The sequence below is a fragment of the Formosa sp. A9 genome (assembly GCF_051200825.1).
Lineage (GTDB): Bacteria > Bacteroidota > Bacteroidia > Flavobacteriales > Flavobacteriaceae > Formosa.
On sequence record NZ_CP195158.1, the window covers coordinates 175029 to 195174 of the forward strand.

The window sequence follows — 20146 nt, forward strand, 5'->3', positions numbered from 1 at the left end:
GGTGTTTATATATCATGCTTTCCATCGTGTTTTACTACGATTTATAAGTAAAGTTACGCAATTTAAAGGCTTCTTTTAATAGAACAATTTTAAATTAGGTTTTAAAAGAAAAGTTCTTGAGCCAGTCTAAACGTATTGGCATGTGCCTCAATAATGGTTTTTAATTCTGGCGAATACCCACCTCCCATACTGCACATAACAGGAATGTTATTTGTTTTACAAGTTTCTAACACCATTTTATCTCTAGCTTTACAGCCTAAAAGTGTTAAACCCAATTTGCCTAATTTATCCGTTGCTAAAACATCTACCCCCGACAGGTAAAATATAAAATCGGGCTGCACCTGATCTATCAATTGGGCTAAGGTGTTTTTAAGAATGCTTAAATACGAGGTATCGTTGGTGTTATTTTCTAAAGCGATATCTAGATTGCTGTGTTCCTTTTTAAACGGATAGTTGTTTTTACCATGCATAGAAAAGGTAAAGACGCGCGGCTCGTTTTTAAAAATTTCAGCGGTGCCATTGCCTTGATGCACATCTAAATCTATAATTAAAATTTGAGAGGCTTTACCTGTATCGAGTAAAAATTTAGCCGCAATGGCTTGGTCGTTTAGCAAGCAAAACGCTTCGCCATGTGTGGTGTATGCATGGTGCGTGCCGCCTGCAATATTCATAGCTATACCATATTTTAGAGCGTGTTTACAGGCTGTAATGGTACCGTCGGCAATTATAATTTCACGCTTCACTAAGGTTCTGCTTAATGGAAATCCTATTTTTCGTATTGTTTTTTGATCTAAAGTCAAGTTAAGTAAATCGTAAAAATAATTGGCGTCATGAACTTGTAAAATAGTATTGTGATTTTGAATGTATTCAGGTGTGAAAAAATGACTAGAAGTACAGGTGCCTTCATATATTAATTGTTCTGGAAGCAGATCGTATTTTTCCATAGGAAACCGATGCCCTTCGGGTAACGGATGGTTGTATAATGGATGATACGCAATTTTTAGCATGCTATTTAAAGGGTGTTCGGATGAATTTTTTTAACTTAACTTAGTTACTTTGTCTTTAACGGCGTTTTGTTAGGTTGAGCGCCATTGAAATCCTTTACAGGTTGAAACTTTTTATTATTCTCGACTGCGCTCGAATTGACAATCTTTTAAATTGAACTTTAATTATTTATGAAGCTTTAATTGGATGCGTTTCCTCGCCACATCCACCTCCAACACTTTTACGATAATTTGCTGATGCAAACTCACATGTTCGCTAACATCGCTAACAAAACTATCGGATAAATTAGAGACATGAATTAAACCGCTTTCTTTTATACCGATATCTACAAAACAGCCAAAATTGGTAATGTTATTTACAATACCCGGTAGTAATTGACCTTCGTTTAAATCGTTAATCGTTTTAATATTTTGATTAAAAGTGAAAACTTTGGCTTGTTCGCGTATGTCTAAACCAGGTTTTTCCAATTCTTTAATGATGTCTTCCAGGGTTGGTAAACCTACTGTTTCCGAACAATAGGTTTTTAGGTTGATAGTTTTTAAAACGGAACTGTTGCCTATAAGGGCATCGACAGTTTTACCCGTATCTTTCGCCATTTGTTTAACAATGGCGTAGCGTTCTGGGTGTACAGCCGAATCGTCTAAAGGGTTTTTCGGGTCTTTAATGCGGAGGAATGCCGCACTCTGTTCAAAAGCCTTGTCGCCTAAACGGGGCACTTGCTTAATTTCCGATCGCGATGTAAATGGCCCTTGTTTGGAACGGTGGTTTACAATGTTTTCGGCGAGTTTAGGGCCTATTCCCGACACGTAACTTAAAAGCGATGTACTAGCAGTATTGATGTTTACACCCACGGCATTCACGCAATTTTCGACTACCAAATCTAAAGATTGTTTGAGTTTGGTTTGATCGACATCGTGCTGGTATTGCCCAACGCCAATCGATTTAGCATCGATTTTCACCAATTCTGCCAATGGATCTTGAAGACGACGCCCAATAGACACCGAACCTCTAACGGTAACATCGTAATTTGGGAATTCATCGCGAGCAATTTTTGATGCCGAATAAATAGATGCACCAGCTTCGCTAACTACAAATACTTGTACATCGGTTTTAAAACGTATTTTTCTAATAAGTTGTTCGGTTTCGCGCGACGCCGTACCGTTGCCAATAGCAATAGCTTCAATTTTATAAGCTTCAACCAGCGAACTGATTTTTTTAATGGCTCCTGTAGTGTCGTTTTTTGGTGGATGCGGATATATGGTTTCATTGTATTTTAAATCGCCTTGGGCATCTAGACATACAATTTTACAACCTGTTCTAAAACCGGGATCTATGGCTAACACGCGTTTTTCGCCTAATGGCGACCCTAAAAGCAACTGTTTTAAGTTTTTGGCAAAAACAGTTATAGCCGATTCGTCGGCTTTTTCTTTGGCTAATTGTAACGCCTCATTGCTTAAAGCTGGTAGCAATAAACGTTTGTAAGCATCTTTTATGGCCAGTTGTATCTGTTGGGCACTTTCTGAATTAGACCTAATAATTCTACTTTCTATTTTAGTTAAAACGGCTTCGTCGTCCAATTCAATTTTTAAACGGATGTATCCTTCACTTTCTGCTCTTAAAATGGCGAGTAGTCGGTGCGATGGGATGCGGCTTAAGTTTTCGGACCAATCGAAATAATCTCTGAATTTCTGTGCTTTTTCATCATCGGCTTTTGTTTTTACAACTTTAGTGCTAATGTTCGCAAACCGCTGCAATTGGTAACGTATGTTGTTTCGCACATCGCTACGTTCGTTAACCCATTCGGCAATGATGTGTCTGGCGCCTTCTAAAGCGGCATCGACCGTGTCTATTTCCCCTTTTACATAATTATAAGCAGCAGATTCCAAATCTCTTGCATTTTGGCTCATGATAATTTTCGCCAAAGGTTCCAGACCAGCTTGTCGTGCTTTTTCTGCTTTGGTTTTTCTACTCTTTTTGAAGGGTAAGTACAAGTCTTCTAAACTAATTAGATCTGTAGTTGCTTCAATCTTTGCCTGTAGTTCTGTGCTTAAAACTTCTTGTTCTTCTAGCGCTTTTAAAATGGTTTGTTTACGCTTTTCTAAAGTTTCAAAAGCATCTTTATGTTTTAAAATTTCGGCAATTTGGACTTCATCTAAATTTCCTGTTAATTCTTTACGATACCTAGAAATGAAGGGAATGGTACAGTCTTCGTTTAATAGTTTTAGGGTATTTTGGACACTACTTTCATTTAATTGTGTAGATGTAGTTATATATTGAATTATTGATGTCATTAGGATAGGATATTATAGAAAAAATCTCGCTTTCAAAGGTAACATGGAAAAAGAGATGTAAACAAATAAAATAATTGTTATTAATTTACAATGTGGTTTTCTTTACCAGATGTAGCAGGTTTAAATTGTCTTAAAATGTATGTTTTAGATTTGATATGGTATTCTCCAAAAATTAAATAACTTTTGTATTTAAAAATGGTTTCAGCATCTTTATTAAATCCGTTAATAATAAGGTTGTTTTTATCGCTGAATATGTCACTGCCAGGTTGGTTTTTAGGAATTTTGTATTGGTTTATATACTCTTTTCGATTTTCGGTGTAATCCTTCACCAAATCGAAAATGTTTTTACTTATTTCTCCTTTTATATGATTGAAATCTTTATCGAAAAGCGATTTTACGTACACCGATCGAGTTCCGTTATAATTGTAATAAGCAAATAGCGTAGGGTTAAAAAACATGTTTACAGAGCCTAAAGATGCTATTGGTATGGCGCCGAAATTTCCCATGGGCGTTAGCATTGGGCTAGTAGTTTTCATTTCTTTTTTACTACCAATCGTAATTTCGTATTGGTCTTGTGGTTTGTATACCGAAATGCCTAAATCTGCTAATCTTAGTTTTCTTAAAAGTTTTTGAGTACTTTCTAGTTCTCTATACTTATCGTAAACGCCACCTTCTTGGACAATACTAGTGTTTTTGAAGGTAATAGAGTCGTTTTTGTTTATACGAATTTGTTTAATTACTTCGTTAGAATGATAATTTGTGGCTTGGAAACCCAAGGAGTCTTTAGAAACTTCTAAGGTATATAGGGCATCTTTACCAAGAAAGCTGTTACTCTTTTTTGTAGGCTGGTCGATTTCTAAAACATTTTTAGAATGTGTTTTAAAGGTGTAACTAAAATCTTCCGGATGTATCGTTATAATTTGAATAAGGTCCTTGTTGATATCAAACGTGAAAACAATTTTATGATCTCTAACATATATTTTTTTTTCTTCAGATACGACTTCCACCGTGTTGGGTAAATCGTAATCTATTTTGGGTGTGTCAGCTTCTGTAATCGTGCCACTACTTGTTACTTTAAATAGGGTATAGAGTTTGGTTTTACCACCTTTGCGGTCGATGAAATGTTCATCTGAAAAATCTATTTGGTTTGATTTTGGAGGATTTAAACCATCTAATTTATAAAATTTTAAACTGTTACTATCTCGAGCGATTGCTATTAAATAACAAATGTTGTTAATTGTAACGGTTTGAATAAATTTTTCTTGAGGATTGTCAAGCTCAAATTCTTTTAATTCTGAAGTACCCGTATTAAAAGAAAAATTTACTGTTGCAAATTTCGTTTTATTGGTATTCGTTAAAATAATGTCGTAGTTAAATTTATCTATGATACCATAGCCAATTAAAGTTTTATACTTTCTTCTTCGATCTTCTGAGCTTAAACTTTTTTCTATTTCGAAATTTTCATTTAGTAAATAGCCGTATACGTTTTTAGAATTTAACACGAAAAAACATAAATCGTTGTTTCGTTGGTTAATAACAGGAATAACTTCTTTGATAGATAAGTTGGTGTCGTCTACTTTGTTTTTAAAGGTTGCTAATACGTCTTGCGCAAATAGATTAGAGGCAAAACAGTAAATACATAATAAGGCTGTAAGTCTTTTCATATGAGGTTAAGTTTTTTTAGGCGATGCAAAGTAATATATTTTAGTAAAAAAATAGCGCTTTCCGTGAAGGAAGCTTATGGTTTAATTTACACTATTTCTATTTTTGTAAGAGACGTTGTACTTATAAAAAAGAGAATAATAAAGAAATAAAAAAAGACCTCCCAATATAAGATTGTGAGGTCTTTAATAATTGATTTAGGGCAAAAAGATTTAGTTGCTTAATAAATAATCAACTTTAAATTTTGCTAAAGTAGCCATTCTGCCTTTGTTAATATTTAGAACGCCATTTACCACAGAATAATTGTCTGCCATTTCTAAAACTTTCATAAATTGATTTTCGACAGTCATGTCTGGGCATGCCATCATGGTGTGCATCATTTTAGAAAATTTTATACGGTTGCCTTCTAGTAATTCGTATTCGCCACCAAAACCGTTGCAACTGGTATTACCACTTACTCGGTTGTCGGTACCGCTTAACAATAAAAACGGTTGTTTAGAAACGTTGGCTATCGGTTTACCGTTAAGTTCTACTAATTTCCAAGGCGTGTCTATAAGCATGTTTTCGGGTTGTTGTTTTAAAACGTATTTATCGGCTAAATCGCCAGTTATTTTTTTACCATTTAGGTCTAGATGTGTTAACGTGCCTTCGCCAACAAAATAAGCCTGCGTGTTACCATTGGCTTTTAAAGTTACGGTGTTTCCTGCTGCATTCCAAGAGAATGTTCCGGTTTCGCTAGTTGCATCAACAGGGCGTTCTAGATATTTGGTTTGTTTTGTATACGTTAAATCGTTGTTTAGGATAATTACCGTTTTAATACCCGGGCAATCGGCGCAAGGCGTCGTGCCAACATAGATGCCATTCCAATCTAAACTGGTTTGACTGGTATCGCCAACAGGTGTGTCGGTAGATGTTTCTGAAGTTGATTTACAACTGATAATCGTAATAGCTAGGACTAAAAAGAGTGAAATGTTCTTCATCATAATAGTTTCTGTTTTAAGTTTGTTTAACTGATCTGCAAACCGTTGCTAACCCCTTTTTCATCAGGATTAACAAATACTAATTTGCCGTCGGCGGTTTCGGTCATTAAAATCATACCTTGGCTCTCTACACCTCGTAATGCTCTTGGTGCTAAATTCACTAAAACCGTAACGCGTTTACCGACAACTTCTTCCGGTGTAAAACTTTCGGCAATACCAGAAACGATGGTTCTAACATCCAAGCCGGTATCGACTTTTAAAACCAATAATTTCTTTGCTTTTGGCATTTTTTCAGCTTCTAAAATGGTACCAACACGCATGTCTAATTTGGTGAAATCGTCGAAAGTGATGGTGTCTTTTTGAGGCTCCACAGTTTTATTTGCTGCTTCGTTGGCTTTCTTACTAGCTTCCAATTTATCCAATTGTTGCTGAATGGTTTCATCTTCAATTTTGCTGAATAACAATTCGGCTTTACCTATTTGGTGATTGGCAGGAAGTAAAATATCTTGAGTTGAAATGCTATCCCAAGACATCTCGACTGCGCCTGTCTGTCCGCCAGGCAGGCTCGATGTGACATTCAACATTGTTTTTAGTTTCGCTGAAGTAAACGGTAAAAACGGTTCGCTTAAAGTAGCTAAACCAGCTGCAATTTGCAAAGCAACAAACATGATGGTTTGCGTACGCGCTTCGTCTTCCTTAATGACTTTCCACGGCTCTTCATCGGCCAAATATTTGTTTCCTAAGCGTGCTAAATTCATTAATTCCTGACTCGCTTCGCGGAAGCGGTAACGTTCAATTGAACTAGAAATCACAGCTGGATAAGCTTTTAAAGCCGCTAAAGTTTCTTCGTCTACCGCAGTAAATTCGCTTGGCGTTGGAATTATTCCGTTGTAATATTTGTTAGTCAGTACGACTACTCGGTTAATGAAGTTTCCAAAAATCGCCACCAATTCGTTGTTGTTTCTGGCTTGGAAATCTTTCCAAGTAAAATCGTTATCCTTAGTTTCTGGCGCGTTGGCCGTTAAAGCATAACGCAACACATCCTGCTGATTTGGGAAATCTTGTAAATATTCTGGCAACCAAACCGCCCAGTTTTTAGAGGTTGACAACTTGTTACCTTCTAAATTTAAAAACTCGTTAGCCGGAACGTTTTCTGGTAAAATATACGAACCTTCCGCTTTTAACATGGCTGGAAAAATAATACAGTGAAACACAATATTATCCTTACCAATAAAATGAATCAACTTGGTGTCCTTATCTTTCCAATACGGTTCCCAGTCTTTGCCTACACGAGCCGCCCATTCTTTGGTAGACGAAATGTAACCAATTGGCGCATCGAACCACACGTAAAGCACTTTGCCTTCGCCACCTTCAACCGGAACGGGAATTCCCCAATCCAAATCGCGGGTTACGGCACGCGGACGTAAACCGTCGTCGATCCACGATTTTACCTGACCGTAAACATTCGGTTTCCAGTCTTTTTTATGATCTTTTAAAATCCATTCTTTTAAAAAATCTTCGTGTTTGTCCAACGGTAAAAACCAGTGTTTGGTTTGTTTTAAGGTCGGAGTATTTCCAGTAATAGTGGATTTTGGATTGATAAGATCCGTTGCGTTTAAACTGGTACCACACTTCTCGCACTGGTCGCCATAAGCTTCCTCGTTACCACATTTTGGACAGGTTCCGGTTACAAACCGATCGGCCAAAAACTGATTGGCTTGTTCGTCGTAAAGTTGCTCGGTGGTTTCTTCAATAAATTCGTTTTTATCGTATAAAGTCTTGAAGAATTCTGAAGCTGTTTCGTGATGAATTTTAGCTGAAGTACGCGAATAATTGTCAAAAGATATACCAAAATCTTCAAAAGAGGTTTTAATTATCGCGTTGTATTTATCGACAATATCTTGTGGGGTTACGCCTTCATTTTTCGCTTTAATGGTAATCGGCACACCGTGTTCGTCGCTTCCGCAAATAAACGCTACATCGTTTCCTGTTAAGCGTAAATAACGCGCATAAATATCGGCTGGAACGTAAACGCCAGCTAAATGACCAATATGTATAGGACCGTTTGTGTACGGTAATGCAGCCGTGATGGTATATCGTTGAGACATGTGTATTTTTGTTTTTTGAAGCTACAAAAGTACGGAATTACTTATGCATTTAGAAAAAAAATGTACTTTTACAAAAAGCACTTTTTATGCCTTTAAACCGATTTTTTCTACCCTTATTTTTACTTGTTTTTAGTATTATTGGAGGGCGTGTTAACGCTCAAAACGCAACTGAATCTTTTTTGAATATGACGACTACTACTTACATAAAACCGCCGTACTTAAAAGCTGGCGATACGGTTGCAATTGTGGCGCCTTCAGGTGTTTTAAAGCATAGATACGATGAGGTTAATAAAGCCAAAGCTTTGCTAGAGCGTTGGGGGTTGCATTATGTGGTCGGGCAGCATGTGTTTAGTCAGTATGGACATTTTGCTGGTAGCGACGACGAACGGGCAGCCGATTTTCAATGGGCTTTAGACGACCCCAAAATAAAAGCCATTTGGTGTGCCAGAGGTGGTTATGGTACGGTTCGGATTTTGGACAAGTTGGATTACTCCGCTTTTAAAAAACAACCGAAATGGCTGATTGGCTACTCGGATATTACGGCCTTACACAATCAGATTCACAATTTAGGCTACCAGACCATTCACGGCATGATGTGTACCAGTTTATCGGATAGCGAACAGGATATTGTAGAAACCATAGCAACATTTAAAGCTGCTATTTTTGGAGATGATTTGTCGTATACGCTAGAAGGTTCGCCATATAATAAATCGGGATCGGTAACAGCACCCATTACGGGCGGTAATTTAACTTTACTGCATACCATGCTGGGTTCAAATACGAGTATTGATACAACTGGTTCTATTCTTTTTATTGAAGAAATTGGCGAATACGCTTACCATATCGACCGTATGTTACAGAGTTTAAAGCGCGCTGGGTACTTTAAAAACTGTAAAGGTTTGGTTATTGGTGATATTACCAAAGTGCGCAAAAACACGACCGAATTTGGGCGCACCATCGAAGAAATTATTTTAGATGTGGTTGCCGAATACAATTTTCCTGTAGCGTTTAATATGCCAGCCGGACATGCCAAAGATAATCGCGCTTTAATTTTAGGGCGAACGGTAAAATTAACGGTTGCCAAAGGTGGTTCTACATTGATTTTTGAAGAGTAGTTATTTTAAGTTATTCTAAATTTAAACTACTGTTTGTTAGTTGTTTAAATTGTTTCTAAGCAATGCTGTTCGTACTTTTGCTTAGTAACATTTAATACTTAATATTATGGCAATTCGATTATCTAATAACTGCGACCATTGTGCTAATATGGAGGCAGGTCATACTTGTGCAGTACACCACGTAAAAGTGAATAAAGACTATACCTGTGATTCTTTCGATATGAAACTGGCTTTAAAAGACGATACCAGTTGTGCGACTTGTTTGCGTTTTTCAACAACAAGTTGTCCTAACCCAACAAAGGCGGCACCAGATATGTTGTGTTCACATTGGGGACCTAAAAATATTGCTTAATTTGCATAGACTCTAATATTATTTTTTGAAAAGGACTGCTTAAAGGGCAGTCCTTTTTATTTTGTCTCGAGGTTAAACTTATACGGTTTAATTAAAAAATGTAACTTTAATATTTAGAATATAAAGGTTATGGCAAAGCACAACACGTTAGGACAATTAGGGGAAGATGAAGCCGTAGCTTATTTGATTAAAAAAGGGTATGAAATTTTAGACCGAAACTATCGTTACCAGAAAGCCGAGGTTGATATTTTGGCATTAAAAGCGGATGTTTTGACGGCTGTAGAAGTGAAAACCCGATCGACCACAGAGTTTGGAAACCCACAAGATTTTGTAAAGCCTAAACAAATACAACGGCTAGTTGGCGCTGTTGATGCTTTTATTGGAATTCACGATTTAGATGTCGAGGTTCGCTTTGATATTATTGCAATTGTAAAAACGCCATCAGGTTTTGATATAGAGCATTTAGAAGATGCTTTTTATTATTTTTAGAACTGTTTTAAAAGAAAAACCACGGCGACAAACCGTGGTTTTCATGAAAATAAACAAACAAACTAAATTAATTAGTATAAGAATTTAGTTTTAAGTTTCGCTTTGGCTGTAGAATCTACACCAATAGCCATTAAATAATTATCGAAAGACCCATATTGGGTGTCAATTTCATTAAATCCTTTTTTTAGCCATTCGGCTTTAACGCCCATCAGCGGTCTTAATATGCGTTGGTCCATGCCGTAGTAACGCGCCGCTTTTTTGACCATATCTTCGTTATGCTCGAAACGGAAATAGTTAGATAATAGGTATTCGTTAATTATGGTTTCTTGATCGACACCTAAAGCACGAAGAATAAATGCCGAAGAAAACCCGGTGCGGTCTTTTCCTGCGGTACAATGAAACAATAACGGTGTTTGTACCTCATCTTCGTTTAATAAGTCGGCAAACATTTTCTTGAATTGTTCGGTGCTGCCTACAAATTGAATAGAAGCTTCTTCCATTAATTTGCTACTATCAAAGGTTTCTGGATCGGCTTCTTTAAGTACTTTCATCATTTCTTCCATTTTACCATTTTTACCCATGTCGCCAATTGGCAGGTGTTTCCAATTCACCTGACTAGGATACGTGTCTGGTTTGTCTTCAATTTCTTGATCCGATCTTAAATCTAGGATGGTTTTAATGTTCAGCGTTTTCATATAGGCCAGATCAGCTTCAGATAATTCAGCAATTTCACCAGATCTAAATAACATACCCCATTTGGTTTGTTTGCCATCTGCAGTTTTAATACCGCCCATATCTCTAAAATTATACGCCTTTTCTAAATTGATTTCTCGTTCCGATAGGTATAAGGTATCGGCGCCATTTACGGCAGCAAAGAATAATCGTTTTGTAGGGCTTTCGTTTTTTATCTCTGCCGTATTGTTAGCTTCGTTTAAACTGGCCACTTCGTTCCATTGAATGGCGTTGGCGTTAGCTCCTTTGTAAATAGACCAATTGCCTTTGCTATTAAGTATTAATTGGTAATTGTTGTTATCTAAACGATTTACAAGAATGGTTTCGTTTAAAGTGTATACTGGTTGTTCTGCTTTTTCGTAATCGGCGCAGCTATTAGCTAGAATAGCTGCGGCAATTAAACTGATGGTTTTATGTAAGTTGAATGTCATTGTGTAACGATTTAAAAGATGTTGTAATTAATACCAAGAATACCACGTAATGCATAATATTCTGTTTGTTCTGGTCTGTTGGTGTTGCCTTGGTAGTAACGCAATGGTGCGTTGGTAAGGTTGTTAAGCTCTACGTAAAAACGTAGTTTTGGGTTTAGTTTATACGACGCCGAAAAATCTACGGTAAAGTTTTTGTCGTACCAACGGTAGTTTTCTGGATTACCTTGTACTACAGCTAAAGATTCGCCTTTGTAATTTCCTGCTACACGTGCTGTAAAGCCGTTGCTTTCGTAAAATAAAGCTGAATTAAAGATGTGTTTGGATTGATTCGGGATTTTTTCTGTAGCTGTTGTTACGATAATTTCTCCAGTATTCTCGTCTGTAGTGTACAATGGAACATTCATTTCGGAATCTGCAAAAGTATAGTTGGCTTCAACTCCAAAGTTGCTTAAAAACCCTGGTAAGAAAGTTAAACGTTTAGAAATACCAACTTCAAACCCAGCTAGCCAACCTTCTTCGGAGTTTTTAGGTTCTGTAATTTGAAACAATTCACTATCAATAGTTTCGTAACTACGAGCCGAATAGATTAGGTTTTTTAACGATTTGTAAAACACGCCTCCTGAGAGTAAACCAACATCTTTAAAATAATATTCGCCCATAAAATCGAAGTTATTGGAGTAGGTAGGTTCTAAATAAATATTACCTCTTACTATGGTGCTCGGTACGGTAAGTAAGCTTATTGTTTCGGTCGGATTTAAATCGGAGAAATTGGCTCTTGCGAACGTTTTGGTATACGCTAATTTTAGGTTTAAATGGTCGTTTGGCATGTATTTTACATGTAACATAGGTAGAAAAGAACCAAAGTCGTTAGAGTTTTCTATAGGATTGATTTCCTCACCTTCATCGGAAGTTGATACGCCGTAACCTTTGTATTTTAGATAGGTGTGTTCGTAACGGAAACCACCAATTAACGCCAATTTATCGCCAATTGTAAGATCGCCCATCACATAAGCAGCAGCAACGTCTTCGTTACCTGTGTAGAAAGAGCCTGCAGACGCTGGATTTTCTTTATTGAAATTGATGTGATAGTACATAGGGTTTTCCAAAGTTTCTTGATCGAACAATACAGGTAATTGCGATTTGTTAATCGGATCTAATAATACATTGTCGTAAGGACTATCAATTTCTGTTAAAAAGCCGCCGTTATACGGGAATCCTGTAGTTTCGTAGTCGGTCATGTGTATTGGAGCACCGTAATTTCCTCCTAAATACAAATAGTAACTGTAAGGCGCGCCACGTTCTAATTTCATGGTTTTGTATTTCCCGCCCATTTTAAGTTTAAAATTGTCTGAAGGAATATAGGTAAGGTCTAATTGCCCCACGTAGTCGGTTTCTTTACTGTACGATTTGTAAGCCAATTGGTTGTCTAGTTGCAATTGAGAGTTTTGTACAGGCGAAGCTAGGTACGGCTGAATATTATCGTAATGGTCGCCAGTATAGCCAGCAGGCGCATCGATGTCTAAGAATTTATAACCATCGCTAGTTACATTGTTGTAGGTTACAGGAGTAGAGAAGGTAGCCATTAAATAAGCAGGATCCCCTGTATTTTCAGAATTTGGTAAACGGCGATTGCCCATTTCGGCGTCGTAAGTCGAAGCTCGCCAATCTAAGTTTAATTTTCCATTGGCAAATTTGTGGTTACCACCAATTTCAGAACCGTACATGGTAATACCTGTTATACCATGTCGAACTCTTAAAGACATCTCGCTATCGGTAAAACTGAAGGTGTGTTCTACGGCAGATTCTTCATCTTGAAAATCGGTGTACAATCCTCTAAAGTACACCTTGTTATTAGCGTTTGGAACGTATTCGAACCCAGCGTTAAAACCAGCAGTTGTTCGTTTTCCTAAATAATCGCGTAATTGCAGATTGTTTAAAGAAAAATTATCGTTGTATACAACTTCGTAATTATCTGTTCCCCAGCTTCTGTTCCAATAGGTACCAGATACCATAAAGCCTATTTTTCCGTCAGCCACACGATCACCATACACTAACGAAGCATTTTGTATAGGTTTTTGTGCCTGAAAGTTTTCGCCATAGCCTAAGTTAACGCTTAATGTTTTTTTGCTAGGTGCTGTACGTGTAATAAAGTTTACAGAGCCGCCAATGGCGTCGCCCTCCATATCTGGGGTAATGGCTTTAGAAAGCTGAACAAATTCTATCATTTCCGAAGGAAATATATCTAGCGGTGCAGCACGTGTTCCTCCAGTATTATCCGAAGTACCTTCGGTAGCTGGCATACGGTCGCCATTTATAAGGGTCGAGTTCCAGGCAATCGGGGTACCGCGAACGATAACGTAACGGCCTTCGCCTTGGTCTCTTTCTATAGAAACACCTTGCATACGTTGTACAGCTTCTGCCGCATTACGGTCTGGTAATTTACCAATCACGTCCGAAGCCATAACTTCCATAATGGCCAACGATTGCTTTTTAATGTTAAGCGCTTTTTGCTGTTGCGAACGGTAACCGCCGTTAATAACAATTTCGTTTAGCTTTTCGGAACCTGCAGATAAAACAATTTTACCAACATTAACCTGTTTACTTTTAGGAACGTTAACTTCTAACTCTTGGGTTTCGTAACCTAAATACGAAATAATTAAAGTCTGATTTCCAGCATTAACGTGTGTTAAGGTAAAGTTTCCATTAAAATCGGTTGTAGTTCCGTTGTTTGTGCCTTTTATGCTAATGTTTGCTCCAGGAAGCGGGCCAAGTTCGTCTGTAACAATTCCAATAATCTCAGATTCATCTCCAAGCGGATCAGAAACGGAATAATTAGTTGCTATTAGTGTTGCACTTTGAGTGCCCTGTGCTTTAGTGTATGCACTCGCAAAAAGTACCATAAGGATTGCTAAATAATTTAGTAATCTAAAAGTTGTTTTCATTTTGTTATGATTAATTTTTTGGCAAATATGAAACAGGATTCTCAAGCAGGCGTTTAAGTTTACTGAGAAGGACGTTTTGTACGTGTATCTCGTGTGAGTTAAACAAAATACGACTGTAATTGGTTGATAATGAGTGTTTTATTTTGTTTTAATAAAACCGCGCCAGATTGTTAACAAACTATTAAGTTGCCAAATCGTGTTGTTTTTTATACTCGCTGGGTGTAAATCCGGTAATTTTTTTGAAGTAATTATTGAAGGTAGATTTGGAATTAAATCCGCATTGATATGCTAAATCAACTAAAGAGACATTTTTGTGTTTAGACATTTTAGAGATCACTTCCCGAACGCGAAATTCATTTACAAATTGATAGAAATTTTTATGAAATCGGGTATTCAATACTTGCGTAATATGATGCTTTGGAATACCAGAACGAATGGATAGAATTTGTAAGGTTAATTCGGGTTCTAAATATGGTTTGTTGGTATTAAAATAGCGCTCTAATTGTGTTTGGTAAGCGTTTAAGTCGGTCTCGCTTAAATTAGAGCTGTTGTATTTTTGTGTTTTTTCCTGTGGCGAAGTAGTTGTATGTGGTTCGGCTTTTAATTCCTTGACCTTTACTTTGTAAATGGCAATACATACTACAATGACGAGAATAAAAATGTAAACAATTCTCGTGTCTAAAAATATACCTAAAGGTTCTAGTAATATAAAGAATAAGGGCAACAATACCATGCTTATAAACAGCAATGCAATACTTTTTAAGAGCTTAAATTTTAAGGGGTCTATATTCAATTTATTCTTACGAAGCAGTACTAAACTTAAACCATTGTATGTTGCTATAGACACTAAATCTAAAAAAGCTATTTTGTTGTATAATGGTAACGATAAATTGTTTTTAAGCGGAAACGCATGTAATTGAATAAGCACAAAAACATAAGCGACACTCATAATTATAAATGGTAAAAAGTGAGTGATTATTGTAGAGCGCTTAAGTGTTTTGGTAGTAGAAATGGTTAATAAGTATACAACAGGGCCATACACTAACGAAAAACTAGACGGTAAGGTAAAGTAGTCTGGGTTTGTTAACAGAAAAATTAGTTTTATAGAAAAATGCACCGACATTAGTAACAGTAACATGGTAAGCAGTTTTTCAAACACACCTGTGGTTTTCTGTCTGGTAACCATAATAAGCATTAAGGTAAACAAGGTTTGAAATACAATTATACTTACTAAATATCCCATGATGCGCAATTTTCTTTTCCGCAACAAAAATATTAACAAAGCAAAGTGCTGTTTTTAATACCTGGTTAAATGTAATTTAACTAAATGTTAAGAAAAATATAAAGACTTGGCGGTTTTGTGTTTTGTATAAAAGTTGATTAAGCACTTTACGTTTTTAAGTGTTTATGAAAAATGCTACATTAGTTAATAACACGAAAAATTGCATATTATGAAAATTTCTGTTTTAGATGGATATACTCTTAATCCTGACGATTTAAGTTGGGAGCCCTTAAAAAAGTTAGCATCAGTTGCTATTCACGATCGTACACCAACAGATTCAGCTTCAATTGTAAAAGCTATTGGTGATGCCGAGTTGGTATTAACCAATAAAGTACCTATTGGCAAAACGGTAATAGAGCAGGTGCCCAACTTAAAATACATTGGCGTAACCGCAACAGGTTATAATATTATTGATACCGAAGCTGCAAAAAAACAAGGTATTGTCGTTACCAATGTGCCAGCTTATAGCACGCAGGCTGTGGCACAATTTACCATTGGTTTATTGTTGGAATTATGTCACCATATTGGCGCTCATAACCAAGCGGTTCAAAACGGCCAGTGGACTAGTTGTTCCGATTTTAGTTTTTGGAATTATCCTTTAGTCGAACTCGCTGGAAAAACCATGGGTATTGTGGGGTTTGGACAAATAGGGAAAGCAACAGCAACATTGGCACAGGCTTTTGGAATGCAAGTATTGGTGTACAATCGTACGAAATATCCTGAATTTGAAAATGATGCTTTACACTTTGTATCATTCAAAGAATTATTGCAAACTTCAGATGTGATTAGTTTACACTGTCCGCAGACCCCAGAAACCGAGGGTTTGATACATAGAGACAGTCTGTCGAAAATGAAATCCCACGCGTTTTTAATTAACACCTCTCGTGGTGGTTTGGTAGTTGAATCCGATTTAGCAGAAGCTTTAAATTCGGGTAGCATTGCTGGCGCAGCTGTCGATGTGGTTTCCAAAGAGCCGATAGCTGCTAACAATCCTCTGTTGCAAGCTAAAAATTGCATCATTACGCCGCATATCGCTTGGGCGCCTATTGAAGCGCGGCGCAGATGTATGGAGGTAACAGTGGCTAATGTACAGGCCTTTTTAAATGGCGAGCCGCAACATGTGGTGAGTTAAAACCTTAGATAAAGCAATGGTGTGTTTTTAAATGTAAGATATATGTTGTGTTAATTTTCGAGTTTATCTATCTGTAATTCAGTATTTTGAAATTTTTGTCTATGTTGTGTTCATGTAAATTTCATTGTGAAATTGAAGAATTGTTCAACCTTTGAAGCATCAATTCTTTAATATCATTTCTATGAAAAAAACGTTACTTTTATTATGTTCAATGGTTGCTGGCTTTCAAGTTTCAGTAGCGCAACATAACTATGCTGAGTGGGTGCAATATGTTTCTGGAGAACATACCAATACCAATGTTAATAATGTTATAGCAACACAAGATGCTATTTTTGTAAATGGAGCTTATAATACTTCGGGGAGCTTTGGTAGTGTAGAATTACCTGCATTACCATCAACAAATGCTTTTATTACAAAAACCGATTTAGATGGTAATCCGATTTGGACGGCTACTATGGGCGGAAGTGATTCGGATGCTTTTTTTGATATTCAGTTAGATAAGAATAAAGATATTTTAGCTGTTGGGTGGTCTAGTTCTATGGGAGATATCATCATTAACGATAAAGAGGTTATTGCTGGAAATGGTCCAGAATACACAAGTAGGGGGATTATTGCTAAATTTTCTGGCGAAACAGGAGGGTTATTATGGGTGAAGCATTGGTATGCTTCAGAATATAAAACGGCTAACCCTATTCGTTCTGCAGTAGATGCGGCAGGAAATATTTATGTTTCTGGATATTACGATGGAGCATTTGCCATAGGTGAAACAGAATTTACTTACGATTTTGAATATGGTTATAATTTTTTTCTGCTTAAAATAAATGCCGATGGGAACATAATTTGGAATAAACAAATTGAGGCTGAACAAAACAATACCTACGGTTCGGTACGTTCAATGGGGGTAAATGCAACAGGTTTGTATTTAACTTTCGATTATGCACAGCCTTATGTTTTAGGTGACGAATCGATTCCGTATTCTGGATGGGGTTATATGATGTGCTTGGCAAAGTTTAATACAGGTACGGGTGATGTTGTAGATTTTACAACTTACGGATCTGAAAATGTAAGTCAGGGACAATCTGCTTTAGCTTTAGATGCTAAAGGAAATGTTATAGTTGGTGGACATTTTACACCAGAAAGTAATTTTAATATTCAAGGAACTCTATTAAATGGTTATGGCCTGGTTGATGCTTTTGTAGCAAAATTTAACTCAGATTTAGACTTGGTTTGGGCCAAAGAGATGGGGGGAGATTATAACGATCGAGTATTTAATATTACAACAAATGCATCCAATGCTATTTTTGTAGGAGGAGGTTTCGATAATTATTCTAATTTCAATTTTAACGGAACAGATATTTTAAACGCCCAAAGCCCTAACAGTTTAAGTATGTTTCAACTTCACTTAAATGAGGATGGATCGTTTAACGAAGCCTTTGCTGTAAATGGTATAGATGAAGGTACGATTATATCTAATAATTCCACTCAAATAACTGCTGATGGAGTTATGTATACAGGTGGTCGTTTTGTAGGGAAAACACAATTAATAGAGAATGGCCCAATTGAAGATGCTTTAGATCATACGCGAGGTTTCTTTATGAAATGGGAGAATCAAGCTACTTTAAGTACACAAGATGTTAACGATAACATACAAACTCAAATTTTTCCTAATCCATTTTCAAACGAGATTCATATTAATATTGCAAAAAGTGAGCCTTTGCAAGTATCGCTATATACAGTAACGGGACAACAAGTTTATGTTAATACCAATTTTACTGGACGCACTATTTCAACAACTAATATGCAGCCTGGGGTTTACTTTTTAAAAATAGAGAAACAAGGATATGCTAAAACCGTTAAGTTGATTAAAAAATAACCAGTATCTTTTAAAAATAATTTAATTTAGGGCTGATAGTAGATTATCAGCTCTTTTTTTGTCTATGAAAGCAATTCAATATCTTTTAATTTTTCTTTGCTTTGGTCGAATAATCGGACAACAGATTGACTCTACCCAACAAATTAAATTAAAAATTGAAGCACTGTCTGACGAAGATAACATTATGGCTATTAATAGGCTTATTAATAGTAATACATTTCTAGATCCAGAATATGCTTACGCCGTGCTTAATGAAAACTTGCAAAAGGCAAAAGAAGACAATTTAATGAAGGAGTATGCAGATTCGTATATTTCTTTAGGGAACTTTTGGTATACTAAAGGCAATTTGGCTAAAGCATTCGAAAGCTATTTGAAAGCTGAAGCAATTAGTAACTCTATAAATGATAATCGGTTAGTGGGGATTTCGGTAATGAACAGATCGCACATAACCGAAAATCTAAATGAAAAAATAGAACTTTTAGAGCGAGCTATTAAAATGTTAGGTTTGGTAAAAGATACTGTAAACTTAGCAAAAGCTCATTTAAATTTGGGTAATACATTTAGTACAGGTGTTTTAGATAAAGCTTTAAATAATGGTGGTGTTAAGCAAGCACAAGTGCAAAGGCAAAAGGCATTTAAACAGTACGCTATTGCTGAAGATTTGAATTCCACCCTTAAAAACCCTGAAATTGCAGCTTCTGTGTATGTGCATAGGGCAGAATGGTACAAATACGATGAGCAATATGTTAAAGCTCGCGAGGCTTTTATGAACGCCGAATCATCGTTTGAAGAAGCTGGGCGGATTAAGGGTAAAGTGTATGTGATGTTACAATTGGCAGAAATAGCCCTTGATGAGGAAAACTGGGAAGAGGTGCTTAACATGTTGGAACAAGCAGAACATCTAGCAAACTCTTTAGATTATCGCGATTATTTGTCTCAAATTTATAATCTGTATTTTAATTATTATAAACAGCGAGAGCAATACAGCGAGGCTTTAGATTATTTTCAACGTTACCATGCCGAAAGCCAGAAATTAAGCGATTTAAATAGTAAAGATAAAATACATGGTATAAATTTAGAGCATCGGTTGGAAGATAAGCAACGCTTGTTGGATGAGTCTCAACAACAAAAAAACTTATATCGTATAATTGTAATTATAGCTTTGGTGTTTATTGCTTGTATCGTAGGAATTTCTCATCTTACAATTCAAAATAAAAAAAGAAAAATAGAGAGTATTGCTCAAAAAAAGCAGGTAAGTGATATCAAAATAAAAAATCAAGAATTACAGGAAGCTTTAATGAAAGAAAAGTTAAAATTTAATCAAGAGCATCTCATATCGTTTGCTAATCAGGTGCATCAGATAGATGAATTTTTAGAAACTTTAAAAACGCAAGTCAAGCAAACTCAAGTTACTACCAAAGCAGATGTTAATGCTTTAAAATTGTCATTTTCAGAAATAATAAACGACCAAAATTATATTAAACAATTACAGTCGTTATCTAAAGAAATTAATCAAGATTTTTTAATACAGCTACGCAAGCAATATAAGAAATTGACTAAGAAAGATGAGCAACTTTTATTGTACTTAGTTTTAGAAATGAGTTCTAAAGAAATTGCAGGAGTATTAAAAATTTCTACCGAAAGCGTGCATACTAAACGTTATCGATTACGTAAAAAGTTGAAGCTGAATGCAGATGAATCTTTTATAGATTTTTATAAGCGTATAGTGGCTCAATTATAACAGTGGTTTAC

Annotated in this window: 14 protein-coding genes; 6 read left to right on the forward strand and 8 right to left on the reverse strand. The window is 36.2% G+C overall.

Annotated elements, in window-relative coordinates:
- Positions 1-101: 101 nt before the first annotated feature.
- The 5 genes from ACR9EA_RS00685 to metG form a co-directional block, all read right to left on the reverse strand.
- Entirely contained in the window at positions 102-1007 is a 906-nt protein-coding gene (locus ACR9EA_RS00685; RefSeq protein WP_435136049.1) for a histone deacetylase family protein, read from the reverse strand.
- A gap of 162 nt (positions 1008-1169) precedes the next feature.
- Positions 1170-3296, reverse strand: a complete 2127-nt coding sequence (locus ACR9EA_RS00690) for a Tex family protein (RefSeq protein ID WP_435136051.1) — start codon at positions 3294-3296, stop codon at positions 1170-1172.
- Positions 3297-3376: 80 nt separating this feature from the next.
- Positions 3377-4960 carry a hypothetical protein gene (locus tag ACR9EA_RS00695; RefSeq protein ID WP_435136053.1) on the reverse strand — a complete coding sequence of 528 codons (1584 nt, stop codon included), beginning with the start codon at positions 4958-4960 and terminating at the stop codon, positions 3377-3379.
- A gap of 210 nt (positions 4961-5170) precedes the next feature.
- The gene (locus tag ACR9EA_RS00700; RefSeq protein WP_435136056.1) at positions 5171-5941 is read right to left on the reverse strand and encodes a copper resistance protein NlpE N-terminal domain-containing protein; all 771 of its coding nucleotides are present in this window, start codon (positions 5939-5941) and stop codon (positions 5171-5173) included.
- A 23-nt stretch (positions 5942-5964) separates the two neighbouring features.
- On the reverse strand, positions 5965-8046 hold the full coding sequence (gene metG, locus ACR9EA_RS00705; RefSeq protein ID WP_435136058.1) for a methionine--tRNA ligase: 2082 nt from the start codon (positions 8044-8046) through the stop codon (positions 5965-5967).
- Positions 8047-8132: 86 nt separating this feature from the next.
- Between metG and ACR9EA_RS00710 the strand changes: the two genes are divergently transcribed.
- The 3 genes from ACR9EA_RS00710 (at position 8133) to ACR9EA_RS00720 (ending at position 10002) form a co-directional block, all read left to right on the forward strand.
- On the forward strand, positions 8133-9161 hold the full coding sequence (locus tag ACR9EA_RS00710) for a S66 peptidase family protein (RefSeq protein WP_435136061.1): 1029 nt from the start codon (positions 8133-8135) through the stop codon (positions 9159-9161).
- Between the two features lie 106 nt (positions 9162-9267).
- On the forward strand, positions 9268-9513 hold the full coding sequence (locus tag ACR9EA_RS00715; protein WP_435136064.1) for a hypothetical protein: 246 nt from the start codon (positions 9268-9270) through the stop codon (positions 9511-9513).
- Between the two features lie 129 nt (positions 9514-9642).
- Positions 9643-10002 carry a YraN family protein gene (locus tag ACR9EA_RS00720; RefSeq protein WP_435136067.1) on the forward strand — a complete coding sequence of 120 codons (360 nt, stop codon included), beginning with the start codon at positions 9643-9645 and terminating at the stop codon, positions 10000-10002.
- 71 nt (positions 10003-10073) lie between these two features.
- Here the strand turns inward: ACR9EA_RS00720 and ACR9EA_RS00725 are convergent, their stop codons facing one another.
- From ACR9EA_RS00725 to ACR9EA_RS00735, 3 genes are all read right to left on the reverse strand, one after another.
- Positions 10074-11165 (reverse strand): tyrosine-protein phosphatase, encoded by a 1092-nt coding sequence (locus ACR9EA_RS00725; protein WP_435136070.1) that lies wholly within the window; start codon positions 11163-11165, stop codon positions 10074-10076.
- A gap of 11 nt (positions 11166-11176) precedes the next feature.
- A complete protein-coding gene (locus ACR9EA_RS00730) occupies positions 11177-14107 on the reverse strand; it encodes a TonB-dependent receptor (RefSeq protein WP_435136073.1) in 2931 nt (976 codons plus the stop codon).
- 181 nt (positions 14108-14288) lie between these two features.
- Positions 14289-15350, reverse strand: coding sequence for a helix-turn-helix domain-containing protein (locus ACR9EA_RS00735; protein WP_435136076.1), 1062 nt, complete (start codon positions 15348-15350; stop codon positions 14289-14291).
- A gap of 208 nt (positions 15351-15558) precedes the next feature.
- On the opposite strand from ACR9EA_RS00735, the gene ACR9EA_RS00740 reads away from it, so the two are divergent.
- The 3 genes from ACR9EA_RS00740 to ACR9EA_RS00750 all read left to right on the forward strand — a co-directional run bounded on the left by ACR9EA_RS00740 (position 15559) and on the right by ACR9EA_RS00750 (position 20135).
- Entirely contained in the window at positions 15559-16521 is a 963-nt protein-coding gene (locus ACR9EA_RS00740; protein ID WP_435136079.1) for a D-2-hydroxyacid dehydrogenase, read from the forward strand.
- 181 nt (positions 16522-16702) lie between these two features.
- Positions 16703-18394: a T9SS type A sorting domain-containing protein gene (locus ACR9EA_RS00745; RefSeq protein ID WP_435136081.1), complete on the forward strand. Its 1692-nt coding sequence runs from the start codon at positions 16703-16705 to the stop codon at positions 18392-18394.
- 64 nt (positions 18395-18458) lie between these two features.
- On the forward strand, positions 18459-20135 hold the full coding sequence (locus tag ACR9EA_RS00750; protein WP_435136084.1) for a tetratricopeptide repeat protein: 1677 nt from the start codon (positions 18459-18461) through the stop codon (positions 20133-20135).
- Positions 20136-20146: the final 11 nt, after the last annotated feature.